18 protein-coding genes and 1 pseudogene are annotated in these 18,251 nt (G+C 58.0%); 11 read left to right on the top strand and 8 right to left on the bottom strand.

What is annotated here, in order from left to right:
• Positions 1 to 80: 80 nt before the first annotated feature.
• On the bottom strand, positions 81 to 1,292 hold the full coding sequence (locus tag ACZ47E_RS23535) for an alpha/beta hydrolase (protein WP_064263647.1): 1,212 nt from the start codon (positions 1,290 to 1,292) through the stop codon (positions 81 to 83).
• A gap of 283 nt (positions 1,293 to 1,575) precedes the next feature.
• Here ACZ47E_RS23535 and ACZ47E_RS23530 point away from each other — a divergent pair.
• From ACZ47E_RS23530 to ACZ47E_RS23515, 4 genes and pseudogenes are all read left to right on the top strand, one after another.
• Positions 1,576 to 2,013: pseudogene (locus ACZ47E_RS23530) on the top strand (DUF1214 domain-containing protein); the annotation flags it as partial.
• Between the two features lie 39 nt (positions 2,014 to 2,052).
• Positions 2,053 to 3,492 carry a DUF1254 domain-containing protein gene (locus ACZ47E_RS23525; protein ID WP_064263644.1) on the top strand — a complete coding sequence of 480 codons (1,440 nt, stop codon included), beginning with the start codon at positions 2,053 to 2,055 and terminating at the stop codon, positions 3,490 to 3,492.
• Between the two features lie 146 nt (positions 3,493 to 3,638).
• A complete protein-coding gene (locus ACZ47E_RS23520; protein ID WP_064263736.1) occupies positions 3,639 to 3,944 on the top strand; it encodes a DUF3302 domain-containing protein in 306 nt (101 codons plus the stop codon).
• A complete protein-coding gene (locus tag ACZ47E_RS23515; RefSeq protein WP_064263642.1) occupies positions 3,941 to 5,080 on the top strand; it encodes an HlyD family secretion protein in 1,140 nt (379 codons plus the stop codon). Before ACZ47E_RS23520 ends, ACZ47E_RS23515 begins: the two co-directional genes overlap by 4 nt.
• 47 nt (positions 5,081 to 5,127) lie before the next feature.
• On the opposite strand, the gene ACZ47E_RS23510 is transcribed toward ACZ47E_RS23515, so the two are convergent.
• Together ACZ47E_RS23510 and ACZ47E_RS23505 are read right to left on the bottom strand one after the other, a co-directional pair.
• Complete coding sequence (locus tag ACZ47E_RS23510) at positions 5,128 to 5,928, bottom strand: hypothetical protein (protein WP_034497492.1); 801 nt, start codon at positions 5,926 to 5,928, stop codon at positions 5,128 to 5,130.
• 194 nt (positions 5,929 to 6,122) lie between these two features.
• Positions 6,123 to 7,919 carry a heavy metal translocating P-type ATPase gene (locus ACZ47E_RS23505; RefSeq protein WP_081859439.1) on the bottom strand — a complete coding sequence of 599 codons (1,797 nt, stop codon included), beginning with the start codon at positions 7,917 to 7,919 and terminating at the stop codon, positions 6,123 to 6,125.
• Between the two features lie 180 nt (positions 7,920 to 8,099).
• On the opposite strand from ACZ47E_RS23505, the gene ACZ47E_RS23500 reads away from it, so the two are divergent.
• A complete protein-coding gene (locus ACZ47E_RS23500) occupies positions 8,100 to 8,924 on the top strand; it encodes a universal stress protein (protein WP_131258892.1) in 825 nt (274 codons plus the stop codon).
• Positions 8,925 to 8,995: 71 nt separating this feature from the next.
• On the opposite strand, the gene ACZ47E_RS23495 is transcribed toward ACZ47E_RS23500, so the two are convergent.
• Positions 8,996 to 9,922 carry a LysR family transcriptional regulator gene (locus ACZ47E_RS23495; protein WP_464017181.1) on the bottom strand — a complete coding sequence of 309 codons (927 nt, stop codon included), beginning with the start codon at positions 9,920 to 9,922 and terminating at the stop codon, positions 8,996 to 8,998.
• Positions 9,923 to 10,045: 123 nt separating this feature from the next.
• Between ACZ47E_RS23495 and ACZ47E_RS23490 the strand changes: the two genes are divergently transcribed.
• Both ACZ47E_RS23490 and ACZ47E_RS23485 read left to right on the top strand, forming a co-directional pair.
• Entirely contained in the window at positions 10,046 to 10,402 is a 357-nt protein-coding gene (locus ACZ47E_RS23490) for an antibiotic biosynthesis monooxygenase (RefSeq protein ID WP_022563192.1), read from the top strand.
• A 67-nt stretch (positions 10,403 to 10,469) separates the two neighbouring features.
• Positions 10,470 to 11,615, top strand: a complete 1,146-nt coding sequence (locus tag ACZ47E_RS23485) for an MFS transporter (protein ID WP_172873983.1) — start codon at positions 10,470 to 10,472, stop codon at positions 11,613 to 11,615.
• A gap of 89 nt (positions 11,616 to 11,704) precedes the next feature.
• Here ACZ47E_RS23485 and ACZ47E_RS23480 read toward each other — a convergent pair whose 3' ends face one another.
• Both ACZ47E_RS23480 and ACZ47E_RS23475 read right to left on the bottom strand, forming a co-directional pair.
• Positions 11,705 to 12,289 (bottom strand): pyridoxamine 5'-phosphate oxidase family protein, encoded by a 585-nt coding sequence (locus tag ACZ47E_RS23480; protein WP_004446044.1) that lies wholly within the window; start codon positions 12,287 to 12,289, stop codon positions 11,705 to 11,707.
• A 34-nt stretch (positions 12,290 to 12,323) separates the two neighbouring features.
• On the bottom strand, positions 12,324 to 13,295 hold the full coding sequence (locus tag ACZ47E_RS23475) for an MBL fold metallo-hydrolase (protein WP_464017180.1): 972 nt from the start codon (positions 13,293 to 13,295) through the stop codon (positions 12,324 to 12,326).
• A gap of 124 nt (positions 13,296 to 13,419) precedes the next feature.
• On the opposite strand from ACZ47E_RS23475, the gene ACZ47E_RS23470 reads away from it, so the two are divergent.
• The gene (locus tag ACZ47E_RS23470) at positions 13,420 to 14,316 is read left to right on the top strand and encodes a LysR family transcriptional regulator (protein ID WP_022563188.1); all 897 of its coding nucleotides are present in this window, start codon (positions 13,420 to 13,422) and stop codon (positions 14,314 to 14,316) included.
• Between the two features lie 64 nt (positions 14,317 to 14,380).
• Here the strand turns inward: ACZ47E_RS23470 and ACZ47E_RS23465 are convergent, their stop codons facing one another.
• Positions 14,381 to 14,755: a VOC family protein gene (locus tag ACZ47E_RS23465; protein ID WP_022563187.1), complete on the bottom strand. Its 375-nt coding sequence runs from the start codon at positions 14,753 to 14,755 to the stop codon at positions 14,381 to 14,383.
• A 39-nt stretch (positions 14,756 to 14,794) separates the two neighbouring features.
• Complete coding sequence (locus ACZ47E_RS23460; protein ID WP_022563186.1) at positions 14,795 to 15,601, bottom strand: AraC family transcriptional regulator; 807 nt, start codon at positions 15,599 to 15,601, stop codon at positions 14,795 to 14,797.
• A gap of 55 nt (positions 15,602 to 15,656) precedes the next feature.
• Between ACZ47E_RS23460 and ACZ47E_RS23455 the strand changes: the two genes are divergently transcribed.
• Genes ACZ47E_RS23455 through ACZ47E_RS23445 form a run of 3 tightly spaced genes read left to right on the top strand, consistent with a single transcriptional unit; the run spans position 15,657 to position 18,249 of the window.
• Entirely contained in the window at positions 15,657 to 16,046 is a 390-nt protein-coding gene (locus tag ACZ47E_RS23455; RefSeq protein ID WP_223216964.1) for a hypothetical protein, read from the top strand.
• The gene (locus tag ACZ47E_RS23450) at positions 16,043 to 18,046 is read left to right on the top strand and encodes an FUSC family protein (protein WP_278067646.1); all 2,004 of its coding nucleotides are present in this window, start codon (positions 16,043 to 16,045) and stop codon (positions 18,044 to 18,046) included. Before ACZ47E_RS23455 ends, ACZ47E_RS23450 begins: the two co-directional genes overlap by 4 nt.
• Positions 18,043 to 18,249, top strand: a complete 207-nt coding sequence (locus ACZ47E_RS23445) for a DUF1656 domain-containing protein (protein WP_022563183.1) — start codon at positions 18,043 to 18,045, stop codon at positions 18,247 to 18,249. The genes ACZ47E_RS23450 and ACZ47E_RS23445 overlap by 4 nt, the downstream gene beginning before the upstream one ends.
• The last annotated feature ends 2 nt before the right edge of the window (positions 18,250 to 18,251 follow it).

The raw sequence follows: 18,251 nt of genomic DNA, 5'->3' as shown, positions 1-18,251 counted from the left end.
GCCGGGAGAGACTTGTTCTTTCGAGGGGCCTTCGGAAGTACGCAACAGTAAACGTCCGCGTAAATAGCAGTAAACAAAGGTTATTGAGTAAGCAGTTCGGCTTTTGCGTTGCTCCGCAACGTGCTTTCGATGTCCGTTGACGCCCTGGTTTTTTGCGACTGTTCCATTACAGTCAAAGGAGCGGCGACAGCGGCTCCTGCGACATTGCCGACCGTCCGGACGGTGCCGCCGATGACGGTCGCGACGCCTTCGCCAAGGGTGATGTTGCTGTCCGTCAACGTCTGCCCCGTCATCAACCTTTGGCCGATAAGCTGGACGATCTCGGGACTTTCGGCAAACTTGCCATGGTGCAGGCCATCCCCCGCATCGACTTTCGTCAGGTCGATCGCCGTAATTCCGGCTTGCTCGAGTTTGGTTCGGTAGGGTTCGCTGGAGGGATCGATCGCTCCCAACCGCGAGACATTTCCGGTTATGAAACTGGAGGCGGCAAGAGCCCTGTCGTCCTGTGAGACAAACACGGTGAATTTCGGTCTTGGCGAACCCATTTCAACAAACTGTTTGGCAAAAACCTGCGTATCGATATCCGGTGAGGCGAGAATGACGTTGCGGATCTTTGCGTTCACCCGACCGTCACGGATGCCCATCTGCCGCAGAGATTCCATCGCCAGCCACGTCCCCATCGAATGAGCAAGGATTGTGATTTCCCGGACGTTCGGGTCCGCGGCAAGAACCCGGAGCGATTGCTCGAGCGCAGTCCTTGAATAGTTCGTGCTTTCCCTATCGTATTCATAGGCCGTCAGCTGGGCGCGCGATGGCCAGGTGAAGAGCACAGGTGTCGCCTTCATGCCGCTGTCATGGACGATTTGAGCAAACCGGAAGACCGAATCCTCATATCGATTATTGAAGCCGTGGATGAAAACGAGGGCATGTCCGCCTTCGATGTGCTGCCGGAACCAAGCCCGTCCCTGCGGTATGGTTTCGATCTGCCTGACCCTTGTCACCGCAAAATCGGTCGCGGGATTTGCCGGCAGCCGGCGCGGCCATTGTACGTCGCCGGCCTTGCGGTTCGGCGGTATCGAAACGGCGACATCGGTCAAATAAGGTTTCGGGCTGCGCTCGCCGCTAAAGAGCGTTGCCGGATCGCCGGATGGCTGCCGCGTCGTGGCAACAAGCATGTCAACCTGTGAGGTCTTCGGGGAGGTGCCTTTTACCTCGACGGGCGCCATTACGCCATGTGGGTGGCCGCAGGACGAGAGGAGCAGCACTGCTGCAAACGCGATGATCGTCTTCATTGAGGCTCCTTGGATGCGCGGCAAGAACACTACGGATCGACACGCGGCGCGGTAGTACGCAACCGTAAACGACGGATGATTTACGGTTGCGGAAAAGCCGTTTACCGTTGCGTACTTATTCGCGCATGACGGATGTGGTCGTCTCTCATCGACATTGAGGGGCGACCATATGCACGTCAAAGATACAGTGATCCGCGGTACGGCACAGACAGCTCCTGCGTGTCTTGCAATCCTGCTGAGTGCCGCCACCCTATTCGCCGCCGACTACAGGATGACGACGCCCCGCACACTGTTTTATTATGCGGCGACGATAAACACACCCGCCATGGCGGTTGCAATGCCGGGGGTCGGCTCTCAATACGCGGCAGCCAATCTCGACAGCGAGGGTAACCCCTTTAACGGCGGCAAGACATACGTGCTGCATGTGCCGGCAAACGTTCCCGCAAAAGATTTCTGGTCGGTCGTCATTTACGACACGCAGACGAGATCAATGCTGCAGACTGACCAACCGTTCCCGAGCCTCTCCAGCGAGAAAGACCTGAAGAGAAATCCCGACGGCTCCACCGATATCGTATTTGCTCCCGAAAGGCCCGCTGACAGTCCAAACTGGATTCAGACCATTCCGGGCAAATCCTGGTTCACCATTTTCCGCCTCTACGGTCCGCTTACGCCATGGTTCGACAAGACGTGGAAACTCGAGGACATCGCCGCAGCAAGGTAGCGATCGGTAGACGGCCTATTTCACCGGAGGAAAATCCTTATGAAAGCTCAGATTATTGCGGCCTTGCTGCTGTCTTCGTCCTTTATCTCGCCTGCGCTTGCCCAACAGGCAGCAACGTACACCTTCGAAAAAGGCTATCCGGCCGCAGAAACCTCGAAAAAGGCGCGGGATGACGCAGACCTTCAGCGAGCTCTCGTCGCCTATCGCTTCTGGTATCCGACCGTTTCAGTCGAAGGAATCTTCAATGGCAACCGGGCCGTCGGCATCAACGATAATGAAGCCTATGGCGGGGCTGCGGCGGGGCCGCGTCAGGTTGGTTTCACGCTCAATTCGGACACACCCTATGGTTCCGCAACCCTCGATGTTTCGAAAGGGCCAATGGTGGTTGAATTGCCGCCCGGGGCCTATATCGGCCTCGTCAATGACCACAATCAGGGCTGGGTGCTCGACATGGGCATTCCCGGACCGGACGCGGGCAAGGGCGGCAAACATCTGATCGTCGGGCCGGACTACAAAGGCAAGATCCCCAAAGGCTATCTGGTCGGTAAAACCCCCACTTACAAGAACCTGCTCGCAGTTCGCGCGCTTCCCGTTGGCGGCGATCAGGAGAAGGCGCTGAAGGCACTGCAAGCAATCAAGATTTATCCGCTTGCCAGTCCGAAACAGCGCCTGAAATTTGTCGACACGACCAATATGGACATCGACAGCACGTCGCTGAAATGGGAGGACAATTTACAGTTCTGGCAAAAGCTGAATGAGATCATTCAGCTGGAACCGATCGTGGCGAAGTTCGAGCCGATGTATGGGCTGCTTCAAACGCTCGGCATCGAGAAGGGCAAGCCTTTCAGCCCCGACGACAGAATGAAAGCCATCCTCGAGAAGGCCGCCCGCGATGGTCGCGATCAGTTGCTAGTATCGGCATTCGATAGTGCCAGGACCGACAAGCTCGCCTGGCCTGACCGCCAATGGGAATGGGTTGGCCTCGTGCCGGGAAGCGCGCAATTTGAGACGGCCGCTGGCATTGATCTTGAAGCCCGAGACCGCTGGTTTGCTCAGGCAATCGTGACATCCCCTGCCATGTTCCGTCGAACAGCAGGAGCAGGGTCACTTTACTGGCTGGGTTCCCGCGATGCGTCGGGTGCCTGGCTGGATGGCGGAAAGACCTACAGGCTTTCGATCCCACAACCGGTGCCGGGTAAGCTTTTCTGGTCCGTCACGGCATATGATGCCCAGACACGATCTGAAGTGCAGACCGATCAAGCCAAAGCGGCGCTTCGTTCCCTGTTTGAATTGAAGGATGCGGACAAGGCTCGGGCGACCGAGCTCTACTTTGGCCCCACTGCACCGCAGGGCCACGAAGATCGCTGGATAAAGACCGTGCCCGGTCGCGGGTGGTTCGCATATATCCGCATCTATGGACCCGATGCACCCGCCTTCGATGGCAGCTGGAAACCGGCTGATTTCGAGGAGGTCAAGTGAGGGCCTTTGCCGCGACCGGCGGAAACTGCTGAACGTCCGGGTGGAATCTATAGGATTTCCACCCGTGCCGTCGTTGAATGCGGCCCTCTTCCCCCAAAGGCCTGGGCCAGAGACTGTCACAGGTGATGAAGGGAGCGCTAAACATCATGTTTCTGGACTATCTGGCTCTGGCGATACTGGTGTTCATCGTGCTCGTGTTCATCTATGGCATCATCGCGATTCACGACATCCCCTACGAGATCGCAAAACGTCGCGACCATCCGCATCAGGATGCAATCATGGCGGCTGGATGGGTCAGCCTCTTCACGCTGCATGCCATCTGGCCGTTCCTCTGGATCTGGGCGATGGCATACCGGCCCGGACGCGGCTGGGGCGGCGGGGTCGATCCAAAGCTGGCCGAACGTGTCGCCAAATTGGAACAGCGCTTGGTCACGAGGGGGCCAAGCGAATGACGACGCTCCTCTGTTTGATTTACGTGGCAATCTGCATCGTCACTTTTCGGTTCGTAAGGGTTCCGCTGACGAAATGGACGGTAACCACGGCGGTCGTCGCGGGCGTTATCCTCGTTGGTGGCATCGTTGTCGTTATGAACTACAATCACCCGTTTTCAAGGGACGGGCGGATTTACTTCTACGCAACGCCCATAAGCCCCGCCGTGAATGGTCAGGTCGTCGAGGTTCCGGTAACACCAAACTCCCCGGTCAGGAAAGGTGACGTTCTCTTCCGTCTTGATCCCCGGCCTTTTGAATATGGCGTAGCGCGCCGCAAGGCGGCCCTTGCTGCCGCAAAACAGACCGTTTCGGAGCAGCAGGCGGCGCTGAAGGCCGCCGATGCGTCAGTCAAGTCCGCGACAGCCAACCGCGACCAGGCAAAAGACGATTATGAGCGGCACAGAGATGCCAACAAGAATCCGCGCATGTCACCGTTTTCCACGGAGCAGGTCGATGACCTCCGAAATGCCTATCTCGCTTCGGAGGCCGCGCTGGCGACAGCGGAAGCCCAGGCTGAACAGGCGAGGCTGGCCGCCAATAACCAGATAAACGGTGTCGATACGAACGTCGTCCAGTTGGAAGCCGAACTGGCGCGAGCGGAGTTTGAACTCGAGCAGAGCGTCTACCGCGCGCCAACGGACGGGTATGCGACACAGGTATTTCTGCATCCCGGGATGATGGCAGTCTCGCTGCCACTGAAACCCGTGATGACCTTCGTTCATACGGACAGGAAGGTTTTTGCATCTTCGTTCGACCAGATTGCGTTGCAGCGTGTCAAGGAGGGTGACGAGGCCGAGATTTCCTTTGCCGGGGTACCGGGAAGGGTCTTCAGTGCGAAGGTTCAGACGGTGCTGAAGTTCATGGCGGAAGGTCAGCTCGAACCCTCGGGCACGCTCCTGACCCCCAAAGCGCCCTTCGGTTCAGGACGCGTGATAGCTGTGCTCGAACCGACCGATGACCTCTCGGCGTTCGAACTTCCGGGCGGGGCGACGGCGGAGGTCGCCATCTACACCGGCCACTGGACCGAGTTCGCGCTGATCAGAAGAATTCTGCTGAGGATCCGCGCATGGGAGAATTTCCTGGTCTTTGAGCGATAACGCCAAGCTTCTTCCTCATCGCAAAGTAGCTTCGGTGGCACGCTCGCTCATTGCATGGCGGTTTTCTGCGGGAAAAGGAACGTCACGCCCGCCTTGATGCCCCATTGAGGCCCATCGTCAGGGCCTTCTATATAGTACTTGGCACCGAGCGAAAGGCTGAGGGTCTGCTCGCCGACCTTGACGATCTGGGAGAATGACAACGACACCGGCAGGGTGTAATCGCTTTCCACCCAGTCGTAATTGAAGTCCAGATTGGCGGAAATGGTCTTACCACCGCCAATGTGCCACGCGATGAATGGCTGCAGTTCGGTCTGGCTGACGCGTGGTCTGTCGCCCGCACCGGCGACCGACCAGAGATGGCTTGCCGATAAACCCAGGCTCATTGATTTTGTCTGAAGAAGTAACAGCCCTGAAGGACCTATCGACAATTTTCCGGTTCCGAAACGGTCGTCCGTGGCCGTCGGAAGGGAGAATTCCGGTCCAAAGGCCCATATAAGCGGTCCATGCCGCGCGGGTGTGAAGGAGAGGTTCTGACTGATATCCCCGAGCCCCAGTTTTCCCCCCGGCGTACCGATTGGATCATTGTAGACAATCGGGAAATCTGTGTGAGAAATCATGTTCCAGTCGTCGTTCAGCGCGAAGGGTATGACCGGCTCAATGTCCAGGGTTGCCGAATATGTGTCGCTACCGCCCCAGCGACCGATGTCGAAATCCGAATGGACAGGGACGCTTATCATGAATGATGCAGGGTTGGAGACCTTGCGGGCCAACTCGTCGACGTCATCTTCCGCTGCCGATACCCCTGACATGGCACTCAAAAGGAAAAGCAAGGACAGACCTGCGTGCACTACCTGACCCCCGTTGACGCTTACATCCTGCTTGAGATGAAAAGGAAGGATAAGTACGCAACAGTAAACAGGGCTCTGTTTACGCTGCAAATGCTGGGAATCGCGGTCCGTCTCAGAGGGTCACCCTCGTCGAAATAGTCGTCGGGAACCGGATGCCATGTCTGGTTACCCGTCCGGGAGGCGTGACGGGCCGATCAACCCGTCCTGATGTTGAGTACACGAAGGGCATTGAGAATGACGACCACGTCAATGACCTGCTGCAATAATGCGCCTTCAACGGCTGTGAGGTAACCAAATGCAGCAGCAAGCATGCCGAGCGTCGACAATCCCATGCCGGCGACGACGCTCTGTGTGGCAATCTGCCGACACCGTCTCGAAATTCTGATGCCTTGAACCACCAGGTCAAGGCGGTCCACAAGGAGGACGGCATCCGCGGCCTCGGTTGCTGCGGCTGAGCCATGGACCCCCATTGCAAGGCCGATATCCGCTGCGGCGAGGGCTGGCGCGTCATTGACGCCGTCGCCAATCATCAGAACGGGCTGTTTCCTTTTTTCTGCGTTTACGATCTCGATCTTTTGTGCCGGAGAAAGTTCCGCACGGACCTCGTCCAGAGGCAGATCCGCACTGATCATTTTTGCGACATCCTGCCGGTCGCCGGTCGCAAGGATAATGCGGTTTACGCCAATCTCCTTGAAGTTTCTGAGAACGGCATCGCTTCCGTCTCGGAGCCTGTCCGAAAAGAGCAGAATGCCACCGAAGTTGCCATCGATTGCGACCGCAGCTGCCATGGTTCCGGGGCGATCGGCGTGTGGTATGTCGATGCCAAGCTTATCGGCGATATAGGCTATTCCCCCAATCGCCACGTTTCGACCGTCAACGATGCCGGAGACACCTTCGCCAGGATTTTCGGCGACGTTCGTCGGTTGTGAGAGTTCCATGGTGCGGGCCTGGGCTGCCTGCACCAGGGCTTTTGCCGCCACATGGTTCGATGCCTGATCCAGGGATGCGGATAATCTCAGAAGCTCTGCCTCAGGGATTGCTGCATCGATCCCCGAAAGTGTTGGTGAACCTTCCGTCAGTGTTCCAGTCTTGTCGATAACGAGGATACGGATCGTTCCAAGGCCTTCCAGCACACGGGCGCCTTTTACGAGAAGCCCCAGACGCGCCACCCTAGATACGCCGGCCGTCCAGGCGATTGGAACGGCCAATATCAGCGGGCATGGGGTAGCGATGACGAGAACTGCAACCGCGCGAACGGGATCTCCGGACAGCATCCACGCTAGCGAGGCAAGCCCAATCGTCACCACCAGGAATAAAAGTGCGTAACGGTCAGCCATTCGCGCCATGGGTGCCTTGCTGCGTTGGGCGGTTTCCACCAGGCGCAAAATTCCGGCATATGTGCTGTCCGCGGCGCGTGTCGTCGCGGTCATTTCGAAGAGGTCGCCGGCGTTGGCAGCGCCACTCAGAACTGTTTCACCCCTGTTCCGCTTGACTGGCAGCGGTTCGCCCGTCAGGGCAGATTCATCGAGCGTTGCGATGTCATCGCCAATTATCCCATCGACGGGGACAAGGTCGCCACGGCGTACGACGAGGACATCGCCCATGTCGATTTCCTCAATTGAAACTTCCTCGATGTGATTGCCGTTTCGCCGGTTGGCTTTCCTGGGGGCTCGCGACAGGAGGGCGGTCATCTCGCGTCTGGCGCGTCCTTCAGCTGCATGCTCAAGATATTGCCCGCCGGAATACATGAGCGCCACGACGGCCCCCGCCATGTATTCGCCAAAAACAAGCGCGCCAGTCATCGATATCATGGCGATCAGGTCGAGCCCGAGTTCACCCGCGCGGAGACTTTTCAGGATTTGAAAAACCAGAGTGAGGAGAACCGGAATTGTCCCGGCGATCAGCGCGAATTTTGAGAGTCCGATAAGATTGCCGTATTGTGCCCCGACGCCTACCGCGAGCCCGAGGATTGGGAAGATTGGCAATAGCATCCGGATTATTCTTGTCGTTTCATACGGAAGCATATGCGACCTTCTGACGATTGCTCGACATTGAACAGGTATTTTACATATATTAAAAATTGCATTCGAAAAAGATATCCACCTTAAGACTTGATATGTAGGAGTTGTCGAAAGAGCGGTTGAGCAGGATGCCAGGGGCGGAGGGCGGCAGTGACAGACCTAGCTATTTTACACGTATGCAGTCCCAATATTGGCGAAGCCCAAATATTGTCCGTGGTAAACGCCACGAAGGCCCTCTGCGGATATCTTTCCGTTTTTGTTATTGGCACATCCGCCGTTCCTCCCATCGGTGCACACGTCAGCAATGTCTCTGTTCCCTGGATGAAGGAAAGGCAAAGGGACCAAGCGCAGATTGATAAGACGGTGCGGGAACTCGAAGGTTTCCTGGCTGGCACGGGTATCCCCTACAATGTGGAAAGTGCCTATACGGAAGTGTTCAGCGTTGATAACGAGGTTGATCGGAGGGCGAGACTAGCCGATCTTGTCATGATCGGTGCCGATCTTCTCGGCGATCAAAACACCTTGGAGGCCGTTCTTGACGGTGCCTGGTTTCATGCCGACGTGCCTGTGCTGTTCGACCCCGCAGCATCGCTGGTTTTCGACAATCCGACTGTAATGATTGCCTGGCAGGAAACCGCGGAGGCGTCTTCTGCGGTGAGGGCCAGCGTGCCCCTTCTGAAGCTCGCCGGGTCGGTCCACATTGTCATCGTTGACGATAACCGCGATCTACGCGATCCGGCGGCAGGCTTATTATCCTATCTTTCTTCTCGCGGCGTCGAAAACGTGTCAGCAGAAGTCGTGCCGCGCAATGATCGCCTGGTGTCTCACGTTTTGGATGATCACGCCGAGAGAGTAGGTGCGAATCTTGTGGTGATGGGAGCCTATGGCCACGCAAGACTTCGGGAATGGGTGTTCGGCGGGGTTACGCGTTCCGTTGTCCAGCATCTGACAAGGCCGACATTTATGGCCCGCTAACCGGCGCAGGCATCGCTGGAGCCTGCCCCGCTCGGTTCATGCCCGGCGGAACAGCGGGATGGCGGAAACCTCTAGCCAGCTTTCTGCCCGTTGACATGAGCTGCAGCCCTTTCCGGTACGAAAAGATTATCAGCCATGAAGTCAACGAACACGCGGATTTTTGGCGATAGATAACGGCTTGTCGGCCAAAGGACGCGGAAAACACCCGCTTCTGCTGTGAAGTCTTGGAGTATCGAGACCAGCGTGCCTTGTTCGATCTGTTGAGCCACGGCGAAGTGTGGCAGGCAGGTTATGCCAAAGCCGTTTTCTGCAAGGTGGATAAGCGGTTCAAGCGTGCTGGCAACCGTCGTCGTCGGCAGCGCGATGCGCAGATCTTTGCCGCTTCTGGCCAGCGGCCATGGCTCCAGTTTGCCCGAGTTGGCAAATCGGTGATGCATGCAGCGATGACTTGACAGGTCCTCGGGAACGAGCGGGATGCCTTCTCTCTCCAGATAGGCAGGCGAGGCGACTATCCGGTGTCGGAAAGAACCAAGTTTGCGGCTCATCAGCCGCGTGTCGCGCACCTCGCCAGTGCGGACAACGGCATCGAAACCTTCTTCTATCACGTCAACCAGTCGGTCGGTAAAATCGAGATCCAGCGTGATGTCGGGATATGCTTTCATGAATGCGCATATTGCCGGCATAAGCAGCATTCCCGTCAGCGGAAAACTCACGCGCAACAGGCCATGAGGTTCGCTGTGGGACCTTGAAAGCTGCGCCTGCGCCCTGTCCAGCTCAGACAGAACGCGCCGACAGGTATCGAGAAAAAAGCTCCCTTCCTCCGTCAGCGTCATGCTGCGGGTCGAGCGATGGAAAAGCCGTACTCCCATCTCCTGCTCAAGCCGCGCAATGGCCTTGCCAACGGCGGAGCTGAAGAGCCCCAGCCTTTGAGAGGCTGCAACGAAGCTGCCGCCTTCCGCCGCCTGAACGAAAATACTCAGCGTCCCAAGCTTATCCATATCGTTCCCATTAAGGAATATTATTCCGCTCTGATTGGAATACGCGACTGTTTATCGCTTATCGCTCGGCCGATATCCAGTGGGACCCGACAATGGGTACCGATTTTCACGAAAGGAAAACATATGGACAGCACATTCACCGCCGGATTTGCCATCGCCCCGGAGCCGACAACTTTCATCGTCAATGTCATTCATGCCCATCCGGGCAAGCAGGATGAAGCGTTTCAAATCATTCAGGACGTGGTCCACTACGTGGCAGAACGAAAGCCCGGGTTTCTGTGGAGCAATCTTGCGAAGAGCACTGACGGGCTGACCGTGGTCAATATCGAAGCAATTCAGGGGGCGGGCAACGTAGACGAATTCTTTTCAGATCCGGTTTTCGTTGAAAAATTCCGTAAGCTCGACACCGTCTCCACCAGCGAATTCCATACATACACTGTCGGTGATGTCGTTTTGCCCAAATTGGGCAAGACGGGCTGACACCATGTCACATTCGTTCCCGGACAACCGCAAAACGGCCGCAGGATCAGATGGCAATCGATTGCCGATGGCGGCGCTGCTTGCCCTTGCCACGGCTGGCTTCATAACCATTTTGACGGAGGCCCTGCCAGCAGGGCTTCTTCCACAAATGAGCACGGACCTTGGCGTCAGCCCCGCTGTTGTCGGCCAACTCGTCACGGTTTACGCCATAGGGTCTCTGGTGGCGGCAATTCCGCTCACCGCAGCCACCCAGCGGTTTCGCCGCAAACCACTTCTCCTCTGCGCCATTGCCGGTTTTGCCGTTGCCAATACGATAACATCCGTCACGGACAGTTTTGGCATCCTGCTGATGGCGCGATTTTTTGCCGGCGTATCCTCAGGCCTGCTTTGGGCGATGGTTGCCGGTTACGCGGCGCGCATGGTTCCGGATGAGCTGAAGGGGCGCGCCATCGCTGTCGCGATGGTCGGTACGCCGCTGGCCCTGTCATTGGGTATTCCCGCCGGGACGCTGATAGGGTCTGAGATCGGTTGGCGAAGTACATTTTCGGCCATGACCGCGCTCACTGTGGTTTTGATCGGCTGGGTGTTGGTGAAGGTGCCCGATTATCCGGGCACCACGATCAACGAACGGATCACGATCAGCGGAGCGTTGGCAACAGGTGGGATCAAGTCTGTCTTGATGGTGACGTTGCTGTTCGTCCTGGCGCACAACATCCTCTATACCTACATCGCCCCGCTCGTGGCTCCCGCGGAATTAACTCAGAAGCTCGACGTTGTTCTGCTGTTGTTCGGGGTAACGGCCATCGCAGGGATTGGTATAGTCGGCTATCTGATTGGGCGCTGGCTGCGCGAACTTGTGCTGGCAAGCATCATGCTCTTCGCTGGCGCCGCCTTGACCTTCGGCCTCGGAGGAAACGTGCCTGAATTCTTCTGGCTGGCAACCGGTGTATGGGGATTGGCTTTCGGTGGCGCAGCCACACTGTTTCAGACCGCTGCCGCCAAAACCTCGGGAAAGGCGTCGGAGGTAGCGCAAGCCATGATCGTGACCGCCTGGAACCTTGCGATTGCGGGCGGCGGCATCATTGGTGGCCTGTTGCTCGAACACTCCGGCATCAACTGGCTCGCCTGGTCGGTTTTGGCGCTGCTGTCTCTCGCTTTTGTTATTGCTTACCTGGAAAAGGAGAGGGCATTTCCGTCGAAGCAGTCTACTTGATGACAGACGTGAGCCGAATGCAAACATGATTTCCGCAAACGGCTCACATCGTTCATAAAAGCCGTCATCGCGGGCGCCTCGGACCAACTTCAAGGCGCCGCGCCTGGTGTCTGTCGCCATCGTTGCAGCTCAGCAAGTGTAAAGCGCGGCGTTATGTGCTGGGGGCAGTTCCAGTCGAAAGCCTCTACGCCGATGAGGACAAGACGTTCCACCCGAGCGGAATAGTCTGGCATGGTCAGCCTCTCCGCCAGCGACGGGTCATCTGCTGCGTCGATGATCCGGATGCGTCCAAAGATTTTCAGGCGTTGCCGGTGCGCGTAGTCCATCAGGAACAGTGACACACGGTCATTTGCCGTCACATTACCTGTCGTAATGTATTGCCGGTTGCCGCGAAAATCTCCAAAGCCCAGGAGTGCCGGCTCGAGAACGGTGAGAAAACCGGCTGGTCCGCCCCTGTACTGGACGTAAGGCCAGCCCGTTTCCGAGACACTGGCAAGATAAAAACCGTCACGCTCCCCAATGAAGCCTGCCTCTGCGGGGCCAAGGCGCTGGCCCCGGGTCGTTTCATCCACGCCACCGCGCGCGGCAATCCGCGCCCATTGCTCCGCGCTTCCATACTTATCCTGCGCGGCCGCGACGGAAGGAGTCGTGGCAATATCGAGATATCTGCTCATTTTCGATCTGCCTTTCCAGAGGCCTGAACCGGCCTCAGTCTTGCAAAGCCCAGTCCGCAACCTGCCAGCGGATTTGTCCCCGATCGGCAACGACGTGGCCCAGCCCCGGGAACGGCATGTGCGTCGCCGCTATGAGTGTGCCTTCCGAAGCGGCGCGGGGAAAGAAGCGGTCGCGCATTGCCTTGGCCGCTGCCCGGTCCTGTTCGAACAGAAAGAACACGTCAGTCGCTGCCGGGTGTACGACCGGGAAGATCATGTCTGAAACCATGATAAGGCTCTTTCCCTCATCTTCCACGCGAACACCGATATGGCCGGGTGTATGTCCGCTCAGGTCGACAATCGAGACGCCCCGCACGATTTCGCGCTCCCCGTCGATCGCCTGAAGTCTGGGGTAGAGACGCACGACCTCTTCCGCCATCTGAAAGCTGGTCTGAAGGTAATCCGGTGCGCCACTACGCTTGGCCGGGTCGGTCCAATGCTTGACGTCGCGCCGATCAATATAGACTTCCGCGTTCGGATAGTTGTTCCTGCCACCGGCGATCAGGCCGCCCATGTGGTCCTGATGCATGTGCGTCACGATCACCGCGTCAATCTGATCAAGCCGCAGACCGAGCCTGGCGAGGGACTGCGGCAGGTTGCCGGTTTGCCCGATGGAGCCCGCTGCGCCGGCATCAATCAGGATGCGGCGTTGGCCATCATCGACGAGATACTGATTGAACAGAAATCGCACTCCGCTTGGCCTGGCGGTGAACTGGGCGGCAGCCGCCTGTTCCACCTCGGCCGGATCCCGCCCCGGGAAGAAGTTATAAGGCATATCCGCATAACCATCCGTCAGCGCCGTCACCGTAAAGCGGCCGATGCGGATCTGCGCCAGCGGGGTTACGCTGGCCAGCGTCGCGACCGGTTCCGGCGTTGCGGCGATGGCCTGCGCACTATGGATCAGTCCTCCCCCGAGGAGGCCAAAAAGAAGGGCGCTGGCAAAGGCACGACGCGAAAGATCGGGCATGATGTCTTTCTCCTTATTGTGGCAATGGGGGAAGATCCCCGACGTCATGAAAGCTAGGATATCCAAAACCGATAGGGTATCCTGCGATTTCAGGAGATTACCTCTCAATTTATGGAAGGATGGAATGGATCGGTTCGAAGCGATGTCAGTGCTGCTCGCGGTGGTCGATGCCGGCAGCCTCTCGGCCGGCGCACGTCGACTGCAGGCCCCGCTCGCCACGGTCAGCCGCAAGGTCGCCGACCTCGAAAAGCATCTTGGTGCCCGTCTGGTACTGCGTACCCGCCGCGGGCTGACCTTGACGGAGGAAGGGCGAAATTACGTCGCCGCTTCCCGGCGTATTCTGGGGGAACTGGACGCGGCTGAGCGGCAGGCAAGCGGCGATTACGGCGCGCTGCGCGGAGGGCTGCATATGACGGCTCCGATCGCGTTCGGGGAGCGCCACGTTCTGCCCATAGTGCTCGGATTCCTGAGGGAACAACCCGAAATCGACATGCGGCTGACGCTGACGGACCGTCAGATAAGTCTGGCGGATGAACCCGTTGACGTAGCGCTGCGTATCGGCCATCTGGCCGATAGCGCGCTGATCGCAACCCGTGTCGGTTCGGTCCGTCGGGTCGTCTGCGCCAGTCCTGACTATATCGCGCGACGAGGCGTTCCGCTTGATCCCGATGACCTCGCCCGGCACGACGGTATAAGCTTCCAGGGCTTCGCGACCGCGCCCGAAGTTCGTTACCGCCGCGACGGGACGACCTTCAATGTCGAACCCCGCCCCAGGCTTGCGGTCAACACGACAGAGGCCGCAATTCAGGCAGCCATGTCCGGTATTGGCATCATCCGGGTGCTCTCCTACCAGGTCGCCGATCAACTGCGTTCCGGCGCCTTACAGGAAATTTTGACCGAGTTCGCACCTGAACCGCTGCCTGTTAATGTCATTCATGGGCCGGCCGAGCCCTTGTCGATGAAAGTGCGGTGCTTTCTCGACTGGCTCACACCCCGCCTGCGCGAGCGGATGGCTCAATGAGTTCCGCTCCGGAGCCACGACCGAGCTTCATTTCTGCAGCCAACCGAGCGCAAGGTTGCCTGCCTCATGTCGTCGGAGGCGTCCGAGCGGTCAGTTTATTTCCATCGGGATCGCGAAGATATGCGACGAACGCCCCGTTCGGACGCGCCGTCGGCGGGCTCTCGATTGCCGTGCCGCCATGCGCGACGCCGGCGGCATGCCAGGCTAAAACATGATCGGGGGTCGCCGCCGCAATACCGATCGTTCCGCCGTTGGCGGCAGTCGCCGGCTTGCCATCGATCGGTTTCGTGATCATGAGCCGCCCACCCTCATGGGCGTAAATCAGTCGGCCTCTTGCATCCATTTCGCCGGGCTTGCCGCCCAGTGCGACAAAGACGGCATCGTAGAATTTCCTGGCCCGCTCCAGGTCGTTGCTGCCGATCATGACGTGGGTGAACATGTTTTATCTCCTCTCAGATGTTGCGGTGTTTTCTGACGTTCAGCGGTCGAAATTTCCCAGATATCGGGCAGGTGATGTGCCAAGCGCTTTCTTGAACATGGTTATGAACGCAGACACGGATTGATATCCAAGATCGCCCGAAACCTGCTGCACCGTTGCCCCCGCGGCAAGGCTTCGGATCGCGACAATCACCTGCAATTGTTGTCGCCAGCGGCCGAAGGTCAGGCCCGTCTCGTTTTGGACGAGGCGGGCAAGCGAATTCTCGCTCATCGCCATTCGTTTTGCCCATTGTGCCATCGTACTACGGTCGGATGGATCTTCCGCCAGTTCCGATGCAATGCGTGCAAGCCGGGGCTCATCCGTCAGCGGCAGATGAAGATGCTCAACCGGCATCCGCGACAAGGCCGACAGAAGCAGCGTTGCCATGACTTCCGAGTCAGCAGTCGCCACAGCGGACTGGTCGGCCATCTCGATGATCAACTCCCTGACGAGCGGGGACAGGGAAAGCGTGCAACACCGGTTCGGCAGATCGGCGGCCCCCGGCTCGATGAACAGGAAGAACAAACGCGCGTTGGCGGTCGCCACGTTGCTGTGACGCATGCCTCCTGGAACCCAGACGCCACAATGAGGCGGAACCATCCACATGCCGCTTGGGACGCGACATGTCACGCCTCCCCGCAGGGGCATGACAAGCTGGCCTTTGCGGTGCTGGTGTTCCGGAGCCTCGCGTTCGTTCTGCGACACGTCGATCCTCACAGCGCGAACGCGCGACGAGGAGCTTTCGAGATCATGGTCGGCGAGGGCGCCGGACAGGGATATCGGCGTCTGGTGGTATTTAGTGATCATTAGAGAGAATATCTAAATTCTTCTTCTGGTTTTGTCGATAGGGTCATCCGGAAAGATGCTGGAGAAGAAGATTATGGCACTTCAAAAATACGACGACCGCTGGTGGTCGGATATTATCCGGACTGAAATTCGTCTTCCCCTGAAAGGACCTCGCAGGTTCTGCGTCCTTCTCCCGTTACGACCGGGAGCAAGGTTGGCCCGCGCTACGGTGCTGAAAAAGATGACAGACGGGCTCGTTTCGAAAGCCCGAGCGCTCGTTGCCCGCCATCTACCGGCCATGTCGCCCGGTGAGTCCGCCGACCCGGCCGAAGCCTATCTGCACGCCTGCCTCGCCATACCCTTCTTTTGTTATGTGTCGCCAGCGACTTATGGCCTCGCAGACGAGATCACCAGCAATAAACAAGGCATTGAGCGCAGCGCCCCCGCGCCGGAGGATGCGGTGTGAGCAGCCGGCCAGTTGTCACCAGCGGGAACGTCATCTTTTCGCTAAAATCATTCCTTGCGGCCATGCTGGCATATCTTGTTGCCATCAGCTTCGATTTGAACCGACCGTCCTGGGCAGTTGCAACCGTCTATATTGTCGCTCATCCCCTCTCCGGTGCGATATCGTCGAAATCGGTATATCGGCTTCTGGGCACGGTCATCGGCGGCGGTGCGACGATCCTCATGGTCCCGAACCTTGTGAACGAACCGATATTGCTTTCCGGCGCGATCATCGTATGGGTCTCCGGGTGCACCTTTGTCAGTCTTCTTGATCGCACACCACGCAGTTATGTTTTCCTGTTAGCCGGCTATACCGTTCTTCTCGCAGGACTGCCGCTCGTCAACGCCCCGGCAAACACCTTCGATATTGTCGTTTCCCGCACCGAAGAGATCGGGCTCGCGATCATATGCGCGTCGATTGTCAGTCACGTTGTTTTTCCGGTTCACGTGGGGACAGCGCTTCTCAACCGGATCGATGGATGGATGGCCAGGGCGCAGAAGCTTTTCGAAGTCACAGCAACCGGCAAAATGGACGAAACCCAAAATCGGATGGAACGCCACGCCCTGGCGGGGGAGGCGGCCGATCTGCGGTCGTTCGCGGTGCATCTTCAGTATGACGGATCCAGATACCGAAGCAGAGTGGCGCTGGTGAAGTCGCTGCAGCACCGGATGGTTTCCTTCCTGCCCCTACTGAGCGAACTGGAGGATTTGCGACGATCGCTGGGAAGGTTGGACCCTGCCGGCCGGGACAAGGCATTGGCGATAGTCGCGGAGGCGGATTCGCGTCCGGGAGGCTCCTTCTCCACGATCGATGCGCTTGCCTTCCCCGCCTCGCTGCCGACATGGGAAAAACTCCTCCTTGTCAATTTCGCCCGAGACTTGCGGACTGTTTCTCGGCTCTCTGACGAGTGCCTTACTCTTCGAAAATCCATTGAAGATGAAAACGGAGCAAGAGGCGCCCGCGCGCCCGACAGAGCGCCCGCACCGCATCGCGATATCGGAATGGCGTGGCTGTCGTCGGTGGCGGTTGCAGTATGCCTCGTAACATCGCTCTTCTTCTGGATCGCCACCGGCTGGTCCGACGGAGTTACCTTCGCCCAGATATCTGGCGTCCTTTGCTGCCTCCTTGCCACCATGGACGACCCGGTTCCTGCCATGCGCAAGTTTGTTAATGTGACGATCGGTGCAGCCATTGCGGCATTCGTCTACGGCTTTGCAGTCCTTCCGGTAATCGACGGGTTTGCATCGCTCTCTGCTGCTTTGGGGTTGTTTCTGATACCGGCGGGCATATGTCTTGCAGTGCCTTCACTCGCCATTGTCGGCATGGGGCTTTGCATAAACTTTCCCCTTCTTCTCACCCTTCAGGCATATCCCGCGACAGACTTCGGCACATTCGTGAATGCCGCGGGGGCGACCATACTCGCAATGGTCTGGACGATCACGGTTTGCGGTCTCTTTCGATCCGTGCGAGTTGAGACAAATGCGAGAAGGCTTCTTTCTGTTGTCCGGAAACACGTCGCGAACATCGCCGTTGGTAAACAGACCGACGTTCTCGCCGCCCATTATCGCATGATTGACGTTGCCGGCCTGTTCGCCTCAAGACTGGCGAAACTGCCTCCGGTGTCGGAGGTCGGCGGCTATGACCCGTTAAGGGATATCCGGGCAGGGCTGCATCTGATTGCAATGCAGGAGCTTTTACCCAAGGTTTCGAACGGTATTCACCTTGCTGCACAACCGGTCTTTCAGGCGGTCACAATTCTATACCGCGGCCGTGCCGGTAAAGGTGGAAAAATCCTGGAAAGCGCCGTCCGGGCGCTGGATGATCTGATCCTTTCCCCTGTGGCCATCACCGTGATGGATAACGAACTTCTGCTGCGCGCCGCTGCTCTTCGCCTGTGCATTGCTCCGGACGCTGACGCGCCCGTTCCCCAGATACCCGGGTCTTGGAGGAAAGCCGCTTGAAGGAACAGCTCGATCTCTATGGCATTTTTCTGCCCTCGTTCGCAGCGCTCGCATTGTTTGCGTATGCAGGATTTCGTCTTCTCACATCACTTCTCGAAAAGATGGGGTTTTACCGGATGGTATGGCACCGCTCCCTGTTCAACCTTGCGCTTTACATTACCCTTGTCGGCGGATTTTCTGCCGCTATCGACTGGTTTCCATGATC

This window comes from Agrobacterium sp. 5Ca39 (assembly GCF_055382365.1).
Note: the sequence above shows the minus strand (reverse complement) of the source record. Positions and strands in the feature narration are given on the sequence as shown.